Source organism: Microbacterium sp. KHB019 (genome assembly GCF_037285405.1).
Classification (GTDB): Bacteria; Actinomycetota; Actinomycetes; order Actinomycetales; family Microbacteriaceae; genus Microbacterium.
On record NZ_JBBDHF010000001.1, the window covers coordinates 252855 to 269504 of the forward strand.

20 protein-coding genes are annotated in these 16650 nt (G+C 68.0%); 18 read left to right on the plus strand and 2 right to left on the minus strand.

The window, feature by feature from the left end; all coding sequences use genetic code 11:
- Positions 1-55: 55 nt before the first annotated feature.
- The 3 genes from KHB019_RS01265 to KHB019_RS01275 all read left to right on the plus strand — a co-directional run bounded on the left by KHB019_RS01265 (position 56) and on the right by KHB019_RS01275 (position 2946).
- Complete coding sequence (locus KHB019_RS01265; protein ID WP_290368255.1) at positions 56-1654, plus strand: ABC-F family ATP-binding cassette domain-containing protein; 1599 nt, start codon at positions 56-58, stop codon at positions 1652-1654.
- Between the two features lie 108 nt (positions 1655-1762).
- Entirely contained in the window at positions 1763-2512 is a 750-nt protein-coding gene (locus KHB019_RS01270; RefSeq protein WP_337457935.1) for a class I SAM-dependent methyltransferase, read from the plus strand.
- An 11-nt stretch (positions 2513-2523) separates the two neighbouring features.
- Entirely contained in the window at positions 2524-2946 is a 423-nt protein-coding gene (locus tag KHB019_RS01275; protein ID WP_443193179.1) for a pyrimidine dimer DNA glycosylase/endonuclease V, read from the plus strand.
- On the opposite strand, the gene map is transcribed toward KHB019_RS01275, so the two are convergent.
- Complete coding sequence (gene map, locus KHB019_RS01280) at positions 2939-3721, minus strand: type I methionyl aminopeptidase (RefSeq protein WP_230102859.1); 783 nt, start codon at positions 3719-3721, stop codon at positions 2939-2941. The two genes, KHB019_RS01275 and map, sit on opposite strands and share 8 nt — an antisense overlap.
- Before the next feature lie 99 nt (positions 3722-3820).
- Between map and KHB019_RS01285 the strand changes: the two genes are divergently transcribed.
- From KHB019_RS01285 to KHB019_RS01325, 9 genes are all read left to right on the plus strand, one after another.
- Positions 3821-4312 (plus strand): MFS transporter permease, encoded by a 492-nt coding sequence (locus KHB019_RS01285; RefSeq protein ID WP_230102858.1) that lies wholly within the window; start codon positions 3821-3823, stop codon positions 4310-4312.
- A 181-nt stretch (positions 4313-4493) separates the two neighbouring features.
- Positions 4494-4841 carry a 50S ribosomal protein L19 gene (gene rplS / locus KHB019_RS01290; protein WP_230102857.1) on the plus strand — a complete coding sequence of 116 codons (348 nt, stop codon included), beginning with the start codon at positions 4494-4496 and terminating at the stop codon, positions 4839-4841.
- Between the two features lie 119 nt (positions 4842-4960).
- Positions 4961-5689, plus strand: a complete 729-nt coding sequence (gene lepB, locus KHB019_RS01295) for a signal peptidase I (RefSeq protein WP_230102856.1) — start codon at positions 4961-4963, stop codon at positions 5687-5689.
- A complete protein-coding gene (locus KHB019_RS01300) occupies positions 5686-6345 on the plus strand; it encodes a ribonuclease HII (RefSeq protein WP_230102855.1) in 660 nt (219 codons plus the stop codon). The genes lepB and KHB019_RS01300 overlap by 4 nt, the downstream gene beginning before the upstream one ends.
- 38 nt (positions 6346-6383) lie before the next feature.
- Complete coding sequence (locus KHB019_RS01305; protein WP_194419738.1) at positions 6384-6710, plus strand: DUF2469 family protein; 327 nt, start codon at positions 6384-6386, stop codon at positions 6708-6710.
- Positions 6711-6802: 92 nt separating this feature from the next.
- Positions 6803-7165 carry a YraN family protein gene (locus tag KHB019_RS01310; RefSeq protein ID WP_230102854.1) on the plus strand — a complete coding sequence of 121 codons (363 nt, stop codon included), beginning with the start codon at positions 6803-6805 and terminating at the stop codon, positions 7163-7165.
- Entirely contained in the window at positions 7162-8691 is a 1530-nt protein-coding gene (locus tag KHB019_RS01315) for a YifB family Mg chelatase-like AAA ATPase (protein ID WP_230102853.1), read from the plus strand. Before KHB019_RS01310 ends, KHB019_RS01315 begins: the two co-directional genes overlap by 4 nt.
- A complete protein-coding gene (gene dprA, locus KHB019_RS01320) occupies positions 8688-9866 on the plus strand; it encodes a DNA-processing protein DprA (RefSeq protein ID WP_325472123.1) in 1179 nt (392 codons plus the stop codon). Before KHB019_RS01315 ends, dprA begins: the two co-directional genes overlap by 4 nt.
- A gap of 123 nt (positions 9867-9989) precedes the next feature.
- Positions 9990-10892: a tyrosine recombinase gene (locus KHB019_RS01325; protein WP_230102851.1), complete on the plus strand. Its 903-nt coding sequence runs from the start codon at positions 9990-9992 to the stop codon at positions 10890-10892.
- Between the two features lie 2 nt (positions 10893-10894).
- Here KHB019_RS01325 and KHB019_RS01330 read toward each other — a convergent pair whose 3' ends face one another.
- Positions 10895-11428: a murein hydrolase activator EnvC family protein gene (locus KHB019_RS01330; protein WP_230102850.1), complete on the minus strand. Its 534-nt coding sequence runs from the start codon at positions 11426-11428 to the stop codon at positions 10895-10897.
- A gap of 315 nt (positions 11429-11743) precedes the next feature.
- Between KHB019_RS01330 and rpsB the strand changes: the two genes are divergently transcribed.
- The 6 genes from rpsB to KHB019_RS01360 all read left to right on the plus strand — a co-directional run bounded on the left by rpsB (position 11744) and on the right by KHB019_RS01360 (position 16633).
- Entirely contained in the window at positions 11744-12637 is an 894-nt protein-coding gene (gene rpsB, locus KHB019_RS01335; protein ID WP_337457937.1) for a 30S ribosomal protein S2, read from the plus strand.
- A 42-nt stretch (positions 12638-12679) separates the two neighbouring features.
- Positions 12680-13507 (plus strand): translation elongation factor Ts, encoded by an 828-nt coding sequence (gene tsf, locus KHB019_RS01340; protein ID WP_230102848.1) that lies wholly within the window; start codon positions 12680-12682, stop codon positions 13505-13507.
- Between the two features lie 93 nt (positions 13508-13600).
- On the plus strand, positions 13601-14317 hold the full coding sequence (pyrH, locus tag KHB019_RS01345) for a UMP kinase (protein WP_230102847.1): 717 nt from the start codon (positions 13601-13603) through the stop codon (positions 14315-14317).
- A gap of 70 nt (positions 14318-14387) precedes the next feature.
- Entirely contained in the window at positions 14388-14942 is a 555-nt protein-coding gene (gene frr / locus KHB019_RS01350; RefSeq protein WP_230102846.1) for a ribosome recycling factor, read from the plus strand.
- Between the two features lie 6 nt (positions 14943-14948).
- Positions 14949-16055, plus strand: a complete 1107-nt coding sequence (locus tag KHB019_RS01355) for a phosphatidate cytidylyltransferase (protein WP_337457938.1) — start codon at positions 14949-14951, stop codon at positions 16053-16055.
- Positions 16052-16633 (plus strand): DivIVA domain-containing protein, encoded by a 582-nt coding sequence (locus KHB019_RS01360; protein WP_337457939.1) that lies wholly within the window; start codon positions 16052-16054, stop codon positions 16631-16633. The genes KHB019_RS01355 and KHB019_RS01360 overlap by 4 nt, the downstream gene beginning before the upstream one ends.
- Positions 16634-16650: the final 17 nt, after the last annotated feature.

Sequence of the window (16650 nt, forward strand, 5' to 3'; positions counted from 1 at the left end):
CCGGTGTCCTCGTGAACCGTGACTGCCTCCCCCTCCTTATGAATGGACGTCTGCTGTGCTTGCCGTGCACGACCTTGAGATCCGCGTGGGCGCACGCCTCCTGATGGAGAACGTGTCGTTCCGCGTCGCCGACGGCGACAAGATCGGCCTGGTCGGACGCAACGGCGCCGGCAAGACCACGCTCACCAAGGTGCTCGCCGGTGACGTGCTGCCCTCCGGTGGCAAGGTGACGAAGTCGGGCGAGCTCGGGTACCTGCCTCAGGACCCGCGTTCCGGTGACCCCGAGATGCTCGCGCGCACACGGATCCTGGATGCCCGCGGTCTCGGTTCGATCCAGCTCGGGATGTCGAAGGCCGCCGAGGACATGGCATCCACCGATAGCGCGGTCGCCGAGAAGGCGATGCGCAAGTTCGCGAACTTCACCGAGCGCTTCGAATCCCTCGGTGGCTACGCAGCCGAAGCGGAGGCGGCATCGATCGCCAACAACCTGTCGCTGCCCGACCGGATCCTCGACCAGCCGCTGAAGACCCTCTCCGGTGGTCAGCGCCGCCGCATCGAGCTCGCGCGCATCCTGTTCTCCGACGCGCAGACGATGATCCTCGACGAGCCGACCAACCACCTCGACGCCGACAGCGTCGTGTGGCTGCGCGAGTTCCTGAAGAACTACAAGGGCGGGCTGATCGTGATCAGCCACGACGTCGAGCTCGTCGGCGAGACCGTGAACCGGGTGTTCTACCTGGACGCGAACCGCCAGAACATCGACATCTACAACATGAACTGGAAGAACTACCTGCGTCAGCGGGTGGCCGACGAGGAGCGCCGCAAGAAGGAGCGCGCCAACGCCGAGAAGAAGGCGACCTCGCTGCAGCAGCAGGCCGCCCGGTTCGGGGCGAAGGCGTCGAAGGCCGCGGCCGCGCACCAGATGGTCGCCCGCGCCGAGAAGCTGCTCGCCGGCCTCGACGACGTGCGCGAGGTCGATCGCGTCGCGAAGCTCCGGTTCCCGAAGCCCGCCGCATGCGGCAAGACCCCGCTGATGGCTTCTGGTCTGTCGAAGTCCTACGGGTCGCTCGAGATCTTCACCGACGTGGATCTCGCGATCGACCGCGGTTCGAAGGTCGTCGTCCTCGGACTCAACGGTGCGGGAAAGACGACGCTGCTGCGCATGCTCGCCGGCGTCGACCAGCCCGACACGGGGCAGCTCGAGCCCGGTCACGGGCTGAAGGTCGGCTACTACGCGCAGGAGCACGAGAACCTCGACGTGGATCGCTCGGTGCTGCAGAACATGGTCTCCGCTGCCCCGCACATCACCGAGACCGAGGCGCGCCGTGTGCTCGGCTCGTTCCTGTTCACCGGCGACGACGTGCTGAAGCCCGCAGGAGTGCTCTCCGGTGGCGAGAAGACCCGCCTCTCGCTCGCGACGCTGGTCGTGTCGTCCGCGAACCTGCTTCTGCTCGACGAGCCGACGAACAACCTCGACCCCGCGTCGCGCGAGGAGATCCTCGATGCGCTCGCGCATTACGAGGGCGCTGTGGTGCTCGTCTCGCACGACCCGGGCGCCGTGCAGTCGCTGAACCCCGAGCGCGTCCTCATCCTGCCGGACGGCGTCGAGGACATCTGGAGCCAGGAGTACCAGGACCTCATCGAGCTCGCGTAGCCGCCGCCCTCGCACTTGCCGGCGAGAAATCACTTCCAGCTCGAGACAGCACATCCCAGATGGTGTCTCGCGGCGCAGATGGTTTCTCATGCGCGGTAGCGTCGAGGTATGGCGGATCATCAGCAATTGGCGAAGTCGTTCGAAGGCATCGGCGAGGAGTACGACCGGTATCGGCCGGGATTCCCGGATGCTGCGGCGGACGCGATCCTGCCGGAGCGGGTGGGCGCCGTGCTCGACCTCGGTGCGGGGACGGGCAAGTTCACCGAGCTGCTCGTGTCGCGCGCCGACCGGGTTGCGGCGGTCGAGCCCTCCGTCGCGATGCTCGACGTGCTGCGGGCCAAGCTCCCTGGTGTGGAAGCGCTCGCGGGCGGTGCCGAGAGCATCCCTCTGCCGGACGGGTCGATGGACGCCGTCACTGTCGCGCAGGCGTTCCACTGGTTCGATCGGGATGCTGCGTGCGCCGAGATCCGGCGCGTCCTCGTGCCCGGCGGAGTGCTGGGGCTGCTCTGGAACCACTCCGATCCGACATGCGCATGGGACCGCGCCTGCCATCGGGTCGCGCACCCCGCGGTGAGCGACGACGCCGATGCGACGACGTCAGCCGCGGCGGATGAGCTGCCTGGATTCGTGTTCGACCACCGCTCCGAGATCGCGTGGTCGGAACGAATCGCGCGGGGCGACTACGTCCGCCGGTGGCTCACGGTCAGCAGTTTCCTCGCGGCGGACGAAGCGACCAGGTCGAGCATGGTCACCGAGCTCGACCGCATCCTCGACGCCGACCCGGAGACGGCAGGACGTGACGAGTTCGTGCTGCCGATCGTGACGGACGTGTTCGTCTACAGGGCGGACGCCGCGTGAGGATCTGGTCGGTGCATCCGCGCCACCTCGACCGCCAGGCGCTCATCGCGTGCTGGCGTGAGACGCTGCTCGCGCAGAAGGTCCTCTGCGGCGAGACCAGGGGATACACGCGGCATCCGCAGATCGAGCGCTTCCAGGCGCAGCAGGACCCGGTGGCCTCGGTCGGTGCGTACCTCGAGGGTCTCGCCCTCGAGGCTGACGCCCGCGCCTACCGCTTCGACCGCAGCCGTATCCGCGTGGGGGAGGCGCGCGTGCAGCGGATCGACGTCACGGAAGGACAGCTCGTCCTGGAATGGAACCACCTGAGGACGAAGCTCGGCGTCCGCAGCCCCGACGTGCTCGCCCGCTGGCAGGGTGTCGCAACGCCCGATGCGCACCCGCTGTTCCACGTCATCGCCGGCCCGCCGGCGTCGTGGGAGCGCGCCGCTACTTGACGCCGAGGAAGCTGCGGTCCGTCAGGACGATGGGCCCCTCCTCGGTGATCGCGACCGTGTGCTCGGAGTGCGCGCCGCGCGAGCCGTCGGCGCTGCGGAGCGTCCAGCCGTCTTCATCGGTGCGCAGCTCGTCGGTCGTCGCGAGGAACCACGGCTCGAGCGCGAGCACGAGGCCGGCACGCAGCGGGAAGCCCCGACCGGGGCGGCCGTCGTTCGCGACGTGCGGGTCGCCGTGCATGGTGCGACCGACCCCGTGACCGCCGAAGTCGGTGTTGATCTCGTAGCCCTCGCCGTGCGCGATCGCGGCGATCGCGGCGGAGATGTCGCCGATGCGGTTGCCGACCGTGGCGGCCGCGATCGCGGCATCCAGGGCGCGCTCGGTCGTGTCGATGAGGCGCAGATCCTCATCGCGGGGGGAGCCGACGACGAACGAGACGGCGGAGTCGGCGACCCAGCCGTCGACCGCAACGGCGAAGTCCAGTGAGACGAGGTCGCCGTCGCGCAGCGTGTAGTCGTGGGGGAGCCCGTGCAGCACGGCATCGTTGATCGACGTGCAGATGACTTTGCCGAACGGGCCGTTGCCGAACGAGGGGGCGTAGTCGATGTAGCAGGACTCGGCCCCGGCCCTGCGGATCAGATCGTGCGCCTTGCGGTCGATCGTGAGCAGGTTGGTGCCGACCTTCGTCTCGTCGCGCAGCGTCGCCAGGGTCTCGGCGACGAAACGTCCCGCGGCTTTCATCTCTTCGATCTCGGCCGGGGTGCGCAGTTCGATCATGGTGTTCCTCTCGTCGCTTCCATTCTCGCCGATGATCGCGGTGCACCGCTCACAGCGAACACGCGACCTCTGCCGTGGTCCCACGCATACGATCGAGGCATGTGGTTGCGACGAGCCTTCTATCGCTGGATGTTCCCGGCCGTCGTCGTGCTGCCGCTGTGGCTCCTGGTCGGCTGGGGCATCTTCAACGCCGGCGGCTGGGCGTTCCTGTGGGTGCTCTTCATAGCCATCCCCTCGGTGTTCATCGGGCAGCTCGTCCTCACGCTGCTGCAGCGTGCGCGGCCGTCGGCCCGCGAGACGCGCGCGGCGTCGTGGTGGGACGTCCTCGGCTTCGGCGTCTGGCACCTGCTCACGATCGCGGTCGGATGCTACCCGCAGACCTGGTTCCCGCTGCTGCTGACCGGTGCGATCGTCGTCGCTCTGGCGCTCGTCTGGCTGATGCTGCGGCAGTTGTGGGGCGAGGCGACGACAGCGGGCGGCGTCCGCTTCCCGTCCGCTGTGACGCCGGACGCCACCACGAGCGCTCCCCGCGCTGCGCCGGTGGACGGCGATGTATTCATCATCCGGGAGAAGCCGGCCTCCGAGCGCTGAGGCTTCGTCCGCTCACGCGTTTTGGCCGGATGCTGCATCCGTGGCAGAATAGTTCTTTGTGCCGTGACCGACTCTGCCTCAGGGGAGTCCGCGTGCGCTTCATGCGCCGTTCAGCACACATACCTACGTATTCCTTTAATCCCATGCATCCGACCTGTGGCGAGTGCAGAGAGAGACGATCATGCAGATCCTGGACGCCGTCGACGCGGCTTCGCTCCGTTCCGACATTCCCGACTTCCGTCCCGGCGACACCGTCAAGGTGCACGTCAACATCACTGAGGGCAGCCGCTCCCGTATCCAGGTCTTCCAGGGCGTCGTGCTCGGTCGCCAGGGCGACGGCGTGCGCGAGACCTTCACGGTCCGCAAGATCAGCTTCCAGGTGGGCGTCGAGCGTACCTTCCCGGTGCACTCCCCGGTGATCGACCACATCGAGGTCGTCACTCGCGGTGACGTGCGTCGCGCGAAGCTCTACTACCTCCGCAACCTGCGCGGCAAGAAGGCGAAGATCAAGGAGAAGCGCGACAACTGATCGCGTTTTCCTCAAAGCACCCCGGGACACAGCGTCCCGGGGTGCTTTGTTTCATCCGGAGTGTGCGAACCTTGATGGTGCCGTCGGCGTGCGGTGCGAACACCCTGTGAAGGAATGCGATGACGACTGAATCCGCCTCGGACACCCCGCACAAGCCGCGGCGAGGATTCTGGGTCTTCCTTCGCGACGTCCTCGTGATCATCGTGATCGCGGCGCTCGTCTCCTTCCTGGTCAAGAGCTTCGTGGTCCGCTCGTTCTACATCCCGTCGGCGTCGATGGAGAAGACACTGCTGGTGAACGACCGCATCCTCGTGGATGAGCTGACGCCCCGCTGGACGGGCTACGAGCGCGGCGACGTCGTCGTCTTCGCGGATCCGGGAGGCTGGCTTCCGATCAAGCCTCAGGCGCCGCGGGGTCCCGTGGTGCTCGAGTGGGTCGACAGTCTGCTCACCCTCATCGGCCTGTCCTCGTCCGACAGCGAGGACCACCTCGTGAAGAGGCTCATCGGCCTCCCCGGTGACCACGTCGTCTGCTGCAACTCGCTCGGACAGATCACGATCAACGGCGCGCCCATCGACGAGCTGTCGTACCTGAACCTTCCAGAGGGCGACACCGAGGCGTCCAATGAGCCATTCGACGTCACGGTTCCGGATGAGTCGATCTGGGTGCTCGGCGACAACCGCGACCGCTCGCAGGACGCCCGTGCGCATCAGGATCTCCCGAGCGGAGGTTTCGTACCGCTCGACAACGTGGTGGGCAAAGCGTTCCTGACCACGTGGCCACTCGCTCGGATCGGCACGATCGACGGGCATCACAAGATCTTCAACGGCATCCCGGATCCGGAATGACCGTCATCGCCCCCAAACTCACCCTGGAGCGCAAGCTCCTCGCCGAGTACGACCTGATCATCTCGCTCGACGAGGTGGGACGCGGAGCCCTCGCCGGCCCGGTGGCCGTCGGCGCAGCCGTGATGGATGCCGCCGGAGCACGCCGACGCGTTCCGGAAGGTCTGCGCGATTCGAAGCTCGTGACCGAGAAGCGTCGGCCTGACGTGGCCGCCCGCGCAGCCGCGTGGGTGCAGGCATCAGCCGTCGGCTGGGCGAGCGCGACGGAGATCGACGAGGTCGGCATCATGCGGGCGCTGGGGCTCGCGGCATCCCGTGCGATCGACGCGGTCGTGGCGCAGGGCGCGACGCTCGACGGGGCTCTCGTGATCCTCGACGGCAATCACGACTACGTCTCGCGCGTGCACGCCGCCCCACTGCACGTGCGCTCGGTCATCAAGGGCGACCGCGACTGCGCTTCTGTCTCGGCGGCATCCGTGATCGCGAAGGTCGAGCGGGACACGTACATGGGCGCACTCCACGGCGATCACCCGGCGTACCAGTGGGACCGGAACAAGGGATACGCGAGCCTGGAGCACCGCGCGGCGATCCGTGAGACCGGGCTGTCGCCGTTCCACCGCGCGTCCTGGGCGATCGCGGACGCCCCGACTCTCTTCTGAACTCTCGGTCGCGTGTCTCGTCCTAGGATGGACTCATCATGGATGAAGAGGCATTCGACGACTACGACCGCGAACTCGAGCTCGCGCTGTTCCGCGAGTACCGCGATGTCGTCGGGCAGTTCCAGTACGTCGTCGAGACGGAACGCCGGTTCTACCTCGCCAATGAGGTGAACGTCGTCCGCCGCGACACCGAGCACGACTTCTACTTCGAGATCTCGATGGCCGACGTGTGGGTCTGGGACATCTACCGGGCCGATCGATTCGTCAAGGCCGTGCGGGTGCTGACGTTCAAGGATGTCAACGTCGAAGAGCTCCAGCGCCGTGAGTTCGAGCTGCCGGAGGAGCTGTCGCTCGACGGCAAGTGACTTCTGCGCACATTCGGGCTGAGTCCGAATGTTGTGCACAGGCCGTGGGTCTGCGGGGTCTGGGCGTCTTCCGCTGAGCGCAAGCTGTCGTCATGGCAGCGAAGGATGAACTCGGACGAGCCGGCGAAGACCGCGCCGCGAAGCACCTGAGCACGCGCGGGTATCGGATTCTGGACCGCAACTGGCGGTGCACGCAGGGCGAGATCGACATCGTCGCCGAGCGTGACGGCACGATCTGCATCGTCGAGGTGAAGACGAGACGCTCCGTGGCGTTCGGGCACCCGTTCGAAGCGGTGGACGATCGCAAGCGAGAACGCCTGTGGCGGCTCGCGTACGCGTGGTGCAGGGCGCACACGGAGCTGGCATCGAACCGGATGCTGCGCCTCGAGGTGATCGGCATAATCGGCGTCGATCCGGCCCTGGGGCAGCTCGAGCACCTGGTGGACCTGCGATGAAGACCGCGCGCACCTGGGCCGTCGCCCTGACCGGCGTCGACGGTCACCTGGTCGAGATCGAGGCGGACGTGTCGAATCAGACACCCGGCTTCAAGATCGTCGGCCTTCCTGACAAGGCTCTCGGTGAGGCGGCGCAGCGCGTGCACAACGCCGTGACGAACGCGGAGCTCGCGCTGACCCGACGTCGTCTCACCGTGAACCTGTCACCGGCGAGCCTGCCGAAGCACGGCAGTGGTTTCGACCTGGGGATCGCCATCTCGGCGGTCGCCACAGGGGGAGTGCTGGATGCCGCCTCCATCGCCCGCACCGTTCACATCGGCGAACTCGGGCTCGACGGGCGGGTGCGACCCGTGCCCGGCGTGCTCCCCGCCGTGTTCGCCGCGGCCCGAGCCGGATTCGATCGCGTGATCGTGCCGTTCGCCAATGAGGCAGAGGCGCGACTCGTGCCGGGGATGCAGGTGCGCGCAGCCACCACGCTCGCCGAGGTGGCGATGTGGCACGGCGCCGACATCTCCGTCGCCGAAGTCGAGCCGGTCGCAGGCGAGGCGCAGGCGCCTGCCGCTGCAGAACCGCTCGACCTCGCGGATGTCGTCGGTCAGGAGGAGGCGGTGCAGGCTCTGATCGCGGCCGCTGCCGGCGGCCACCACATGCTCATGAGCGGTCCGCCCGGTGCAGGCAAGACGATGCTCGCTCGGCGGTTGCCGGGGATTCTGCCGCCGCTGTCGGAAGAAGAGGCCCTCGAGGTCGCCGCCGTGCGGTCGCTGTCGGGTGCGGCAGTGAACATCCTCGACGATGTCCCACCGCTGGAGGCTCCGCATCACAGCGCCTCGGTGGCCGCATTGGTCGGCGGGGGTTCTCGAGCGGCGCGGCCGGGTGCGATCGTACGCGCACACCGCGGCATCCTGTTCCTGGACGAGGCGGCGGAGTTCACACGAGTCGCGCTGGACGCACTCCGCCAACCCCTCGAATCCGGGTCCATCGAGATCGACAGAGCGGGCTTCCACGTGCGATTCCCCGCACGATTCCAGCTCGTCCTCGCGACCAACCCGTGCCCGTGCGGCAACTACGGCGTCCGTGGGGCCGAATGCATCTGTCCGCCCATCGCCATCCGGAGGTACGCGTCTCGCCTCTCCGGACCGCTGCGCGACCGCATAGACATCGACCTCCAGGTCGCCAGGGTCGCGGCGTCGCGCGCGACGTCGGGGGAACGCGTCGGCATCGCGAGCGAGGCAGCCGCGGCTCAGGTCGCGACCGCTCGAGCGCGTGCTGCGCACCGTTTGGCCGAGACTCCATGGTCGCTCAACGCGGAGGTCGCCGGTGCCTGGCTGCGACAGGGGGACCGGCGGCTGCCGCCGGGCGTGCGAGCACCGCTCGATCGAGCGCTCGAACGCGGACAGCTCACACTGCGCGGCTACGACCGCGTGCTGCGCCTGGCGTGGACGATGGCCGACCTGGCGGACGTCGACGCGCCCGGCGCCGATGAACTCGGTCGCGCGCTGTTCCTGAAGAGAGGGCTGATCGCATGATCGATGCACTGCTGAACGACCGCGAGATCCGCAGAGCCGCTGAGGCCGCACGTCCGGACGATGATCCATCGGAGACGCTCGCTCGTGTCGGGTGGAGCGTGCTGATCGAACCGGGCGACGGCGTCGCCGGCGCGCTGGTCGCCGAACTCGGCGCGCTCGAGGCGCTGAAGTTCGCCCTGGCGGGGGAGACGTTCGGTCTCGCAGAGAAGGCCATCCAGGAAGGGAGGAGACGGTGGGTGCCGAGAGCGCAGCCGCGCGCCGTCCGCGACGCACTGCGCGGGGCGGCAGAGGTCGATGCACGGCTCCTGCTTCCCGGTGACCCGGACTGGCCGACGGCGCTCGACGACCTGGGCAGCCACGCGCCGACTCTGCTGTGGGTCAGAGGAGACCCGTCGCACCTGGTGGCACCCCACCGAGTCTCGATCGTCGGCGCGCGAGCCGCGACGGCGTACGGCGAGTCGATCGCGGCCGAACTCGCCGGTGATCTCGCAGCGACAGGAGCCGTCATCGTCTCGGGCGGAGCGTACGGGATCGACGGCGCCGCGCACAGGGCCGCGCTCGGAGCCGGCGGTACCACCGTCGCCTTCCTCGCCGGTGGCGTCGATCGCGCGTACCCGGTCGGTCACCAGCAGCTGTTCGATCGCGTGATGGCCTCGGGCGCCTTGGTGAGCGAACTGCCGTGCGGCGCTGCGCCGACAAAGTTCCGCTTCCTCGGGCGCAACAGATTGATAGCGGCCCTCGGCGCGGCCACGGTCGTGGTCGAAGCGGGCTGGCGCAGCGGCTCGCTCAACACCGCTGGGCACGCGTCGACGCTCGCACGTCCGCTCGGCGCGGTGCCGGGGCCCGTGACCTCCGCGGCATCCGCTGGATGCCATCGACTGATGCGCGAGTACGACGCTCAGTGCGTGACGAACGCCGCAGAGGTCCGTGAGCTGATGGGCGCTGAAGTCGCGCAGGAGGTCTTCGAGGCGAGACCTGATTCGGACCACACCCGTCTGTTGGACGTCATGAGCGCGCGCACCCCGCGGACCCCGACGGAACTCGCCGCTCTCGCCGGTGTGTCGGTCGAACGGGCCAGGTCGGTGCTCGGAATCCTGGGGCTGGAAGGAAAGGTGGAACAGCTCCCGACTGGATGGGCGAGAATGTCAGCGAAGTCGCGGAACGGTGGGCGCTGAGCGCGATCGCGCGACTCCCGGTCTCTGGTCGAACCGGCGCTGCGGGCGGGGAGTCGATGAGCAGACTGACCGGTCATGGCGAGGCATCCGGGATGGGCGCGCGAAACGGGACATTCTGGATGCATGGAACTCGGGCTCGCGACTGAGGCGTTCGCCACGCATCTGGAGCAGGTGCGTCGCCTGTCTCCAGCGACCGTGCGGGCATACAGATCCGACCTGCGTGACCTGGCTGCATCCGCCGGCGACGCGGCGCTGAGCGAGGTCGACCTCGAGATGCTGCGCGAGTGGCTGTGGCGCGCGACGCAGCGCGGCGACGCCCGATCGACCCTTGCACGCCGCGCGGCCGCTGCCCGGTCCTTCTTCGCATGGGCGAAGGACGAAGAACTCATCAGTGCGGACCCCGCGCTCCGGCTGATCGCCCCCAAGCGCGGACGCACGCTTCCCGCAGTGGCATCCAAGGAGGGCATGCGCGATCTGCTCGACGCGCGCGCACACCTCGCGGCGCAGGGCGACCCGGAGGATCTGCGCGATCATGCGATCCTCGAGCTGCTGTACGGCTCCGGCATGCGCGTCTCGGAACTCTGCGGCCTCGACATCGACGACCTCGATCAGGAGCGGGCGACCGCCCGAGTGCTCGGCAAGGGATCGAAGGAGCGCGTCGTGCCCTTCGGGCGCCCCGCACACGACGCGATCGCCGCGTACATCACTCGTGGCCGCCCTGCACTGGCTGCCCGCGCGGCTTCGGGCTCCCCTGCGGTCTTCCTCGGGGCCAGGGGAGGGCGCATCGGTCCTCGTGCGATCTACACGCTGGTCGCAGCGGCGCTCGGCCCGATCATCGGAGCAGATGCGGTCGGCCCCCACGCGCTCCGCCATTCGGCCGCGACGCACCTGCTGGACGGCGGCGCCGATCTGCGCGCAGTGCAGGAGATCCTCGGCCACGCGAGTCTCGGGACGACCCAGATCTACACTCACGTCTCGGCGGAGCGGCTCACCGCGACCTACCGACTGGCGCATCCGCGAGCCTGAAGTCAGCGCGAGACGGACTCGCAGCACGGCAGCAGGACGGCCCGGGGGATGCCGCCGAACATCAGCATCGGGTTGATGTAGATGCCGTTGAGGCGCAGTCCGACGTGCAATGTGCCCGCGGCGGCGTGGCCGCCGGCGGCGACCGTCCCGATCTCATCGCCCGCGTGCACCGGCGCACCGGGGCTCAGATCGGACTCGAGCGGCTCGAACGTCGTCACGTATCCGCCGCCGTGATCGATCGTCAGCAGCGGCCGGTCCACCACCACCCCGCGGAACGCGACGACGCCGTCGGCAGGAGCGATCACGGCGGCGCCCGGATCCGCTGCGATGTCGACACCGCGGTGCCCTGCGCCGTACTCGTGCTCCGGCGCGCGGAACGGCTCCATGACCTCCCGTGCACCCGCCACCGGCCATTGCCATGCCGGATCCGGCGACGGAGGAGCCGCCGCAGCCGACCGAATCACGAGAAGTGCAGCCAGCACGCCGATGCAGGCGACAGCGGACGCTCTGCACATGATCCGGTTCGTGGACGGCATCCGACCATGCTCTGCTCTTCAGCGCCGGCGTGATCTCGCGCATCGCGCGAATGGTGGATGACCAGGCCGATCCCGCGTCGGTGCAGACGCAGTGGAGGGGGCCAGATCCTGTACACTTGAGGTCGCACCTCGATTCTCGGGGTGACTACGCGTGCCCAAAGCGATCGACGTCAGCACTGACGGACGTCGCGGCATCCACTCCCACAGGTCCTGCTCGCAAGAGCGGGTGGGGGTGAGCCGGGCACCAGGACTGCCGGTCATCCGATCGGCGAAACAACCTCAAGGGCGCGACAGCGCCAGAAACAGGAGACGACCATGGCTGTGGTCACCATCCGCCAGCTGCTCGACAGCGGCGTGCACTTCGGACACCAGACCCGTCGGTGGAACCCGAAGGTCAAGCGCTTCATCCTCACCGAGCGCAGCGGCATCCACATCATCGACCTCCAGCAGTCGCTGGGCTACATCGACTCGGCCTACGACTTCGTCAAGGAGACCGTCGCCCGCGGCGGCACGATCCTCTTCGTCGGCACCAAGAAGCAGGCGCAGGAGATCCTCGCGGAGCAGGCGACCCGCGTCGGCCAGCCCTACGTGAACCAGCGCTGGCTCGGCGGCCTCCTCACCAACTTCCAGACCATCGCGAAGCGTCTTTCCCGTATGAAGGAGCTCGAGGAGCTCGACTACGAGAACCCGGCTGCCTCCGGCTTCACCAAGAAGGAGCTGCTGCTCAAGAAGCGCGAGCTCGACAAGCTGCACAAGTCGCTGGGCGGCATCCGCAACCTCACCAAGACGCCGTCCGCTCTGTGGGTCGTCGACGCCAAGCGCGAGCACCTCGCCATCGACGAGGCCAAGAAGCTCGGCATCCCGGTGATCGGCATCCTCGACACCAACGCCGACCCGGACGACTTCCAGTACCCGATCCCCGGCAACGACGACGCGATCCGCTCCGTCTCGCTGCTCACCCGCATCATCGCGGACGCCGCGGCAGAGGGACTGCAGCAGAAGCACAACCCGGAGTCCGGTGACGCTGAGCCGCTCGCCGAGTGGGAGAAGGAGCTTCTCGAGGCTCCCGCCGAGGACGCTCCGGCCGCCGAGGTCGCTGCTGACGAGGCTCCTGCTGCTGAGCCGGCTGCCGAAGAGGCTCCCGCAGCCGACGCCGCTGCTGACGAGGCGCCCGCTGCTGAGGCTGCGGCCGACGCCGACGCCAAGTAATTCCGCGTACACACACCTAAACGAGGCAAGGAGCCACTACACATGGCCAACTTCACCATCGCCGACATCAAGGCGCTGCGTGAGCAGCTCGGCACCGGAATGGTCGACACGAAGAAGGCACTCGAAGAGGCTGAGGGAGACCGCGAGAAGGCGGTTGAGATCCTTCGTCTGAAGGGTGCCAAGGGCAACGCCAAGCGCGCTGACCGCTCCACCAGCGAGGGCCTGGTCGTCTCGCGCGAGCAGGATGGCGCTGTGACGCTCATCGAGCTCGCCTGCGAGACCGACTTCGTCGCGAAGAACGAGCGCTTCATCGCGCTCGCCGACAAGGTCGTCGACGCCGTCGCTGCTGCGAAGGCGAACACGGTCGAGGACGCCCTCGCGGCTTCCGCCGGCAGCCAGACCGTCGGCGAGCTGATCTCCGACGAGGCGGCCATCATCGGCGAGAAGATCGAGCTGCGTCAGGTTCGCACCCTCACGGGTGACGCTGTCGAGGTGTACATGCACCGCACCAGCAAGGACCTGCCCCCGCAGATCGGTGTCGTCGTCGCCTACACGGGTGATGATGCAGCGACCGCTCGCAGCATCGCGCAGCACATCTCGTTCGCCAACCCGTCGTACCTCAGCCGCGAGGACGTTCCGGCTGAGGCCGTCGAGAAGGAGCGCGAGATCGTCACCGAGATCTCCCGCGGCGAGGGCAAGCCCGAGGCTGCTCTGCCGAAGATCGTCGAAGGCCGCGTCTCAGCGTTCATCAAGCAGGTCGCCCTGCTCGAGCAGGACTACGCCAAGGACAACAAGCTCTCTGTCGCCCAGGTGGCGAAGGACGCCGGTATCACCGTGACGGACTTCGCGCGCTTCAAGGTCGGCGCGTAGCAGTTGCGAAGGGGTTCGGATCCGCCAGGGTCCGAACCCCTTCTTCATGCCCAGAAGGCACTATCTTGAATCGGGACGAGAGGACACTCACCCATGACTGAACGCACCGGACGCCGTCGCGTCCTTCTCAAGCTCTCCGGGGAGGCATTCGGCGGCGGACAGCTCGGAGTGAATCCCGATGTCGTCGGCCAGATCGCTCGGGACATCGCCGCTGCGGTCGACCAGGTCGAGGTCGCGATCGTCGTCGGCGGAGGAAACTTCTTCCGCGGCGCCGAACTCAGCCAGCGCGGCATGGACCGCGGCCGTGCGGACTACATGGGCATGCTGGGCACCGTCATGAACGCCCTCGCTCTGCAGGACTTCCTGGAGCAGGCCGGCGCGCCCACTCGAGTGCAGTCCGCCATCTCGATGACCCAGGTCGCCGAGCCGTACATCCCGCTGCGCGCCGAGCGCCACATGGAGAAGGGCCGCGTCGTGATCTTCGGCGCCGGTGCCGGGCTTCCGTACTTCTCCACGGACACCGTCGCAGCTCAGCGCGCCCTGGAGATCGGCGCGCACGAGGTGCTCGTCGCCAAGAACGGCGTCGACGCCATCTACACCGCCGATCCCAACAAGGACGCCACCGCGACCCGGATCGACACGGTGACCTACCGTGATGCCCTGCAGCGCGGCCTCAAGGTCGTCGACTCCACCGCCTTCAGCCTCTGCATGGACAACGGTATGGACATGCGGGTGTTCGGCATGGAGCCGGCCGGCAACGTCACCCGTGCTCTGCTCGGCGAGCCGATCGGCACCCTCGTCACGGCGTGACGCACCTTGCCAGGGTGTGGAGCCCACGCCCGGATAGAATTGCACGAACCCCCTGATGATAGGAGCCACCGTGATCGCGGACGTCCTCGCTGAAACCACCTCCCGCATGACTCGCGCCGTCGAGGCCGCGAAGGAGGATTTCGCCACCGTGCGCACCGGCCGCGCGAACCCGCAGATGTTCCAGAAGGTGATGGTCGACTACTACGGTTCGCCGACGCCCCTGGCGCAGCTCGCATCGCTGGCCAACCCCGAGGCGCGATCGCTCATCATCACGCCGTACGACAAGTCCGCGCTCAAGGCCATCGAGCAGGCCATCCGCGACATGCCGAACCTCGGCGCGAACCCGACCAATGACGGCAACATCGTGCGGGTCACGATGCCGGAGCTCACCGAGGAGCGCCGCAAGGAGTACGTCAAGCTCGTGCGCAGCAAGGGCGAGGACGCGAAGGTTCGCGTCCGCGGTGTCCGGCGCAAGGCCAAGGACGAGCTCGACGCGCTCAAGGACGAGGTCGGTGAGGATGAGATCGCACGTGGTGAGAAGGAGCTCGATGGGCTGACTCGCCAGCACGTCGACCTGATCGACGACGCCCTCAAGCGCAAAGAGACCGAGCTCCTCGAGGTCTGAACAGGCATGAGCGATCCGATCGGAGACGCCGAGGGGCAGCCGCTCACCCGGCGAGAGGCCCGCGAAGCGGCGACGCCGAGCGCTGAGCCGACCTCGCCGTTGATCGACGAGACGGCGATCCCCCCTCGGCCGCCTCTGCCGAAGCCTGCGGACTTCGCCGCAGAGCCGGCGGCGGCGATGCGGGAGCAGCTCCGCCAGGCACGCGGTGACTTCGAGACGCACGTGCACCAGGCCAGGGAGCACCTTGACCAGGCCAACGAGCGCATCAAGGCTCGGACGGGGCGCGATCTCATCCTCGCCATCCTCGTCGGCCTTGCGTTCGGCGCCGTGCTGCTGGGCTCGCTGCTGTTCATCAAAGAGCTCTTCGTCCTCATCGCGCTCGCTGTCGCGGTGCTCGGGATCTTCGAGTTCGCGCGCGCGCTGCGGACAGCAGGGCGGCGCATCGACATCGTCCCGCAGGTCGCTGCGGGCGTACTGATCGTCCTCGCCGGATTCTTCGCACCGGTCTGGCTGAGCTGGGTCACGCTGCTGTTCGCCGTCTCGTTCGTCGTCGTCTGGCGTCTCGTCGCCCAGATGATGACCAAGGACGGTCGGACGTACGGCGATGTGCTGACGGACGCCGTGGTCGGTGGCTTCGTTCAGATCTACGTTCCGTTCCTCACGAGCCTGGCCCTGATGCTGCTGCGTCAGGAAGGCGGCCAGTGGTGGGTCCTCGCGTTCATCGCGGTCGCGGTCGCCTCGGACACCGGTGCGTATGCGGCCGGCGTCGCGATCGGCCGCCATCCGATGGCCCCGCGGATCAGCCCGAAGAAGACCTGGGAGGGCTTCGGCGGCGCCGTTCTCGCCGCGGCCGCGGTCGGAGTGCTGCTCGCCCTGTTCCTGCTCGACCTGCCCTGGTGGGCCGGTCTGATCTTCGGAATCGCGATCCTCATCTCCGCGACGGTGGGCGACCTGGGCGAGTCCATGATCAAGCGCGACATCGGCATCAAGGACATGAGTTCCTGGTTGCCCGGCCACGGCGGCCTGCTCGATCGGCTGGACAGCATCCTGCCGTCGACGGTTCCCGCCTTGACCCTCTACTTCCTTCTCTCCCCCTGGGCGGTGCTCGCATGACGACGTTGGATGCTGTGGACGACGGCGCGCGTGCTCAGCAGCCGTCGTTCCGAGTGGTGAAGGGGCGCGAGCGCGGATATCACCGGGCCGCTGTCGACACCTTCCTCTCGGCTGCTCGTGAGAGCTTCGAGAGCGAATCCGGTGAGCTCACGGCGGAGGAGATCCGTGTCGCATCCTTCCCCCTCGTCAAGGGCGGCTACGTCATCGGCGACGTCGATGCCGCTCTCGGACGCATCGAGGATGCGTTCGCGGCCCGCCGCCGCGACAAGGCGATCCGCGACGGACGCGCGGAGGAGTGGGTTCAGGACGCGCGCGACCAGGCGCAGACGATCCTGGATCACCTGGCCAGGACTCGTCGCCAGAAGTTCGCGCGCACCGGCTTCCTGGCGTTCGGCTACCGCGTCGATGAGGTCGACCACGTCGCAGCGCGAATCGTCCGGTTCCTCAGAGACGGTGACGAGCTCACCGTCGAGCAGCTCCGATCGGCGGCCTTCAGGATGCAGCGCCACGGGTACCACGAAGAGCAGGTGGATGCTCTGCTGGACGCCACCGTCGACGTCATGTTGGCCGTCCGCTGAGCACTCTCATGGTGAAC

Bases quoted from the DNA above. Each gene is read 5' to 3' on its own strand.
- KHB019_RS01270 (WP_337457935.1), top strand. From the start codon at position 1,763: ATGGCGGATCATCAGCAATTGGCGAAGTCGTTCGAAGGCATCGGCGAG.
- map (WP_230102859.1), bottom strand. From the start codon at position 3,721: ATGATCGAACTGCGCACCCCGGCCGAGATCGAAGAGATGAAAGCCGCG.
- KHB019_RS01285 (WP_230102858.1), top strand. From the start codon at position 3,821: ATGTGGTTGCGACGAGCCTTCTATCGCTGGATGTTCCCGGCCGTCGTC.
- rplS (WP_230102857.1), top strand. From the start codon at position 4,494: ATGCAGATCCTGGACGCCGTCGACGCGGCTTCGCTCCGTTCCGACATT.
- lepB (WP_230102856.1), top strand. From the start codon at position 4,961: ATGACGACTGAATCCGCCTCGGACACCCCGCACAAGCCGCGGCGAGGA.
- KHB019_RS01300 (WP_230102855.1), top strand. From the start codon at position 5,686: ATGACCGTCATCGCCCCCAAACTCACCCTGGAGCGCAAGCTCCTCGCC.
- KHB019_RS01305 (WP_194419738.1), top strand. From the start codon at position 6,384: ATGGATGAAGAGGCATTCGACGACTACGACCGCGAACTCGAGCTCGCG.
- KHB019_RS01310 (WP_230102854.1), top strand. From the start codon at position 6,803: ATGGCAGCGAAGGATGAACTCGGACGAGCCGGCGAAGACCGCGCCGCG.
- KHB019_RS01315 (WP_230102853.1), top strand. From the start codon at position 7,162: ATGAAGACCGCGCGCACCTGGGCCGTCGCCCTGACCGGCGTCGACGGT.
- dprA (WP_325472123.1), top strand. From the start codon at position 8,688: ATGATCGATGCACTGCTGAACGACCGCGAGATCCGCAGAGCCGCTGAG.
- KHB019_RS01325 (WP_230102851.1), top strand. From the start codon at position 9,990: ATGGAACTCGGGCTCGCGACTGAGGCGTTCGCCACGCATCTGGAGCAG.
- KHB019_RS01330 (WP_230102850.1), bottom strand. From the start codon at position 11,428: ATGCCGTCCACGAACCGGATCATGTGCAGAGCGTCCGCTGTCGCCTGC.
- rpsB (WP_337457937.1), top strand. From the start codon at position 11,744: ATGGCTGTGGTCACCATCCGCCAGCTGCTCGACAGCGGCGTGCACTTC.
- tsf (WP_230102848.1), top strand. From the start codon at position 12,680: ATGGCCAACTTCACCATCGCCGACATCAAGGCGCTGCGTGAGCAGCTC.
- pyrH (WP_230102847.1), top strand. From the start codon at position 13,601: ATGACTGAACGCACCGGACGCCGTCGCGTCCTTCTCAAGCTCTCCGGG.
- KHB019_RS01355 (WP_337457938.1), top strand. From the start codon at position 14,949: ATGAGCGATCCGATCGGAGACGCCGAGGGGCAGCCGCTCACCCGGCGA.
- KHB019_RS01360 (WP_337457939.1), top strand. From the start codon at position 16,052: ATGACGACGTTGGATGCTGTGGACGACGGCGCGCGTGCTCAGCAGCCG.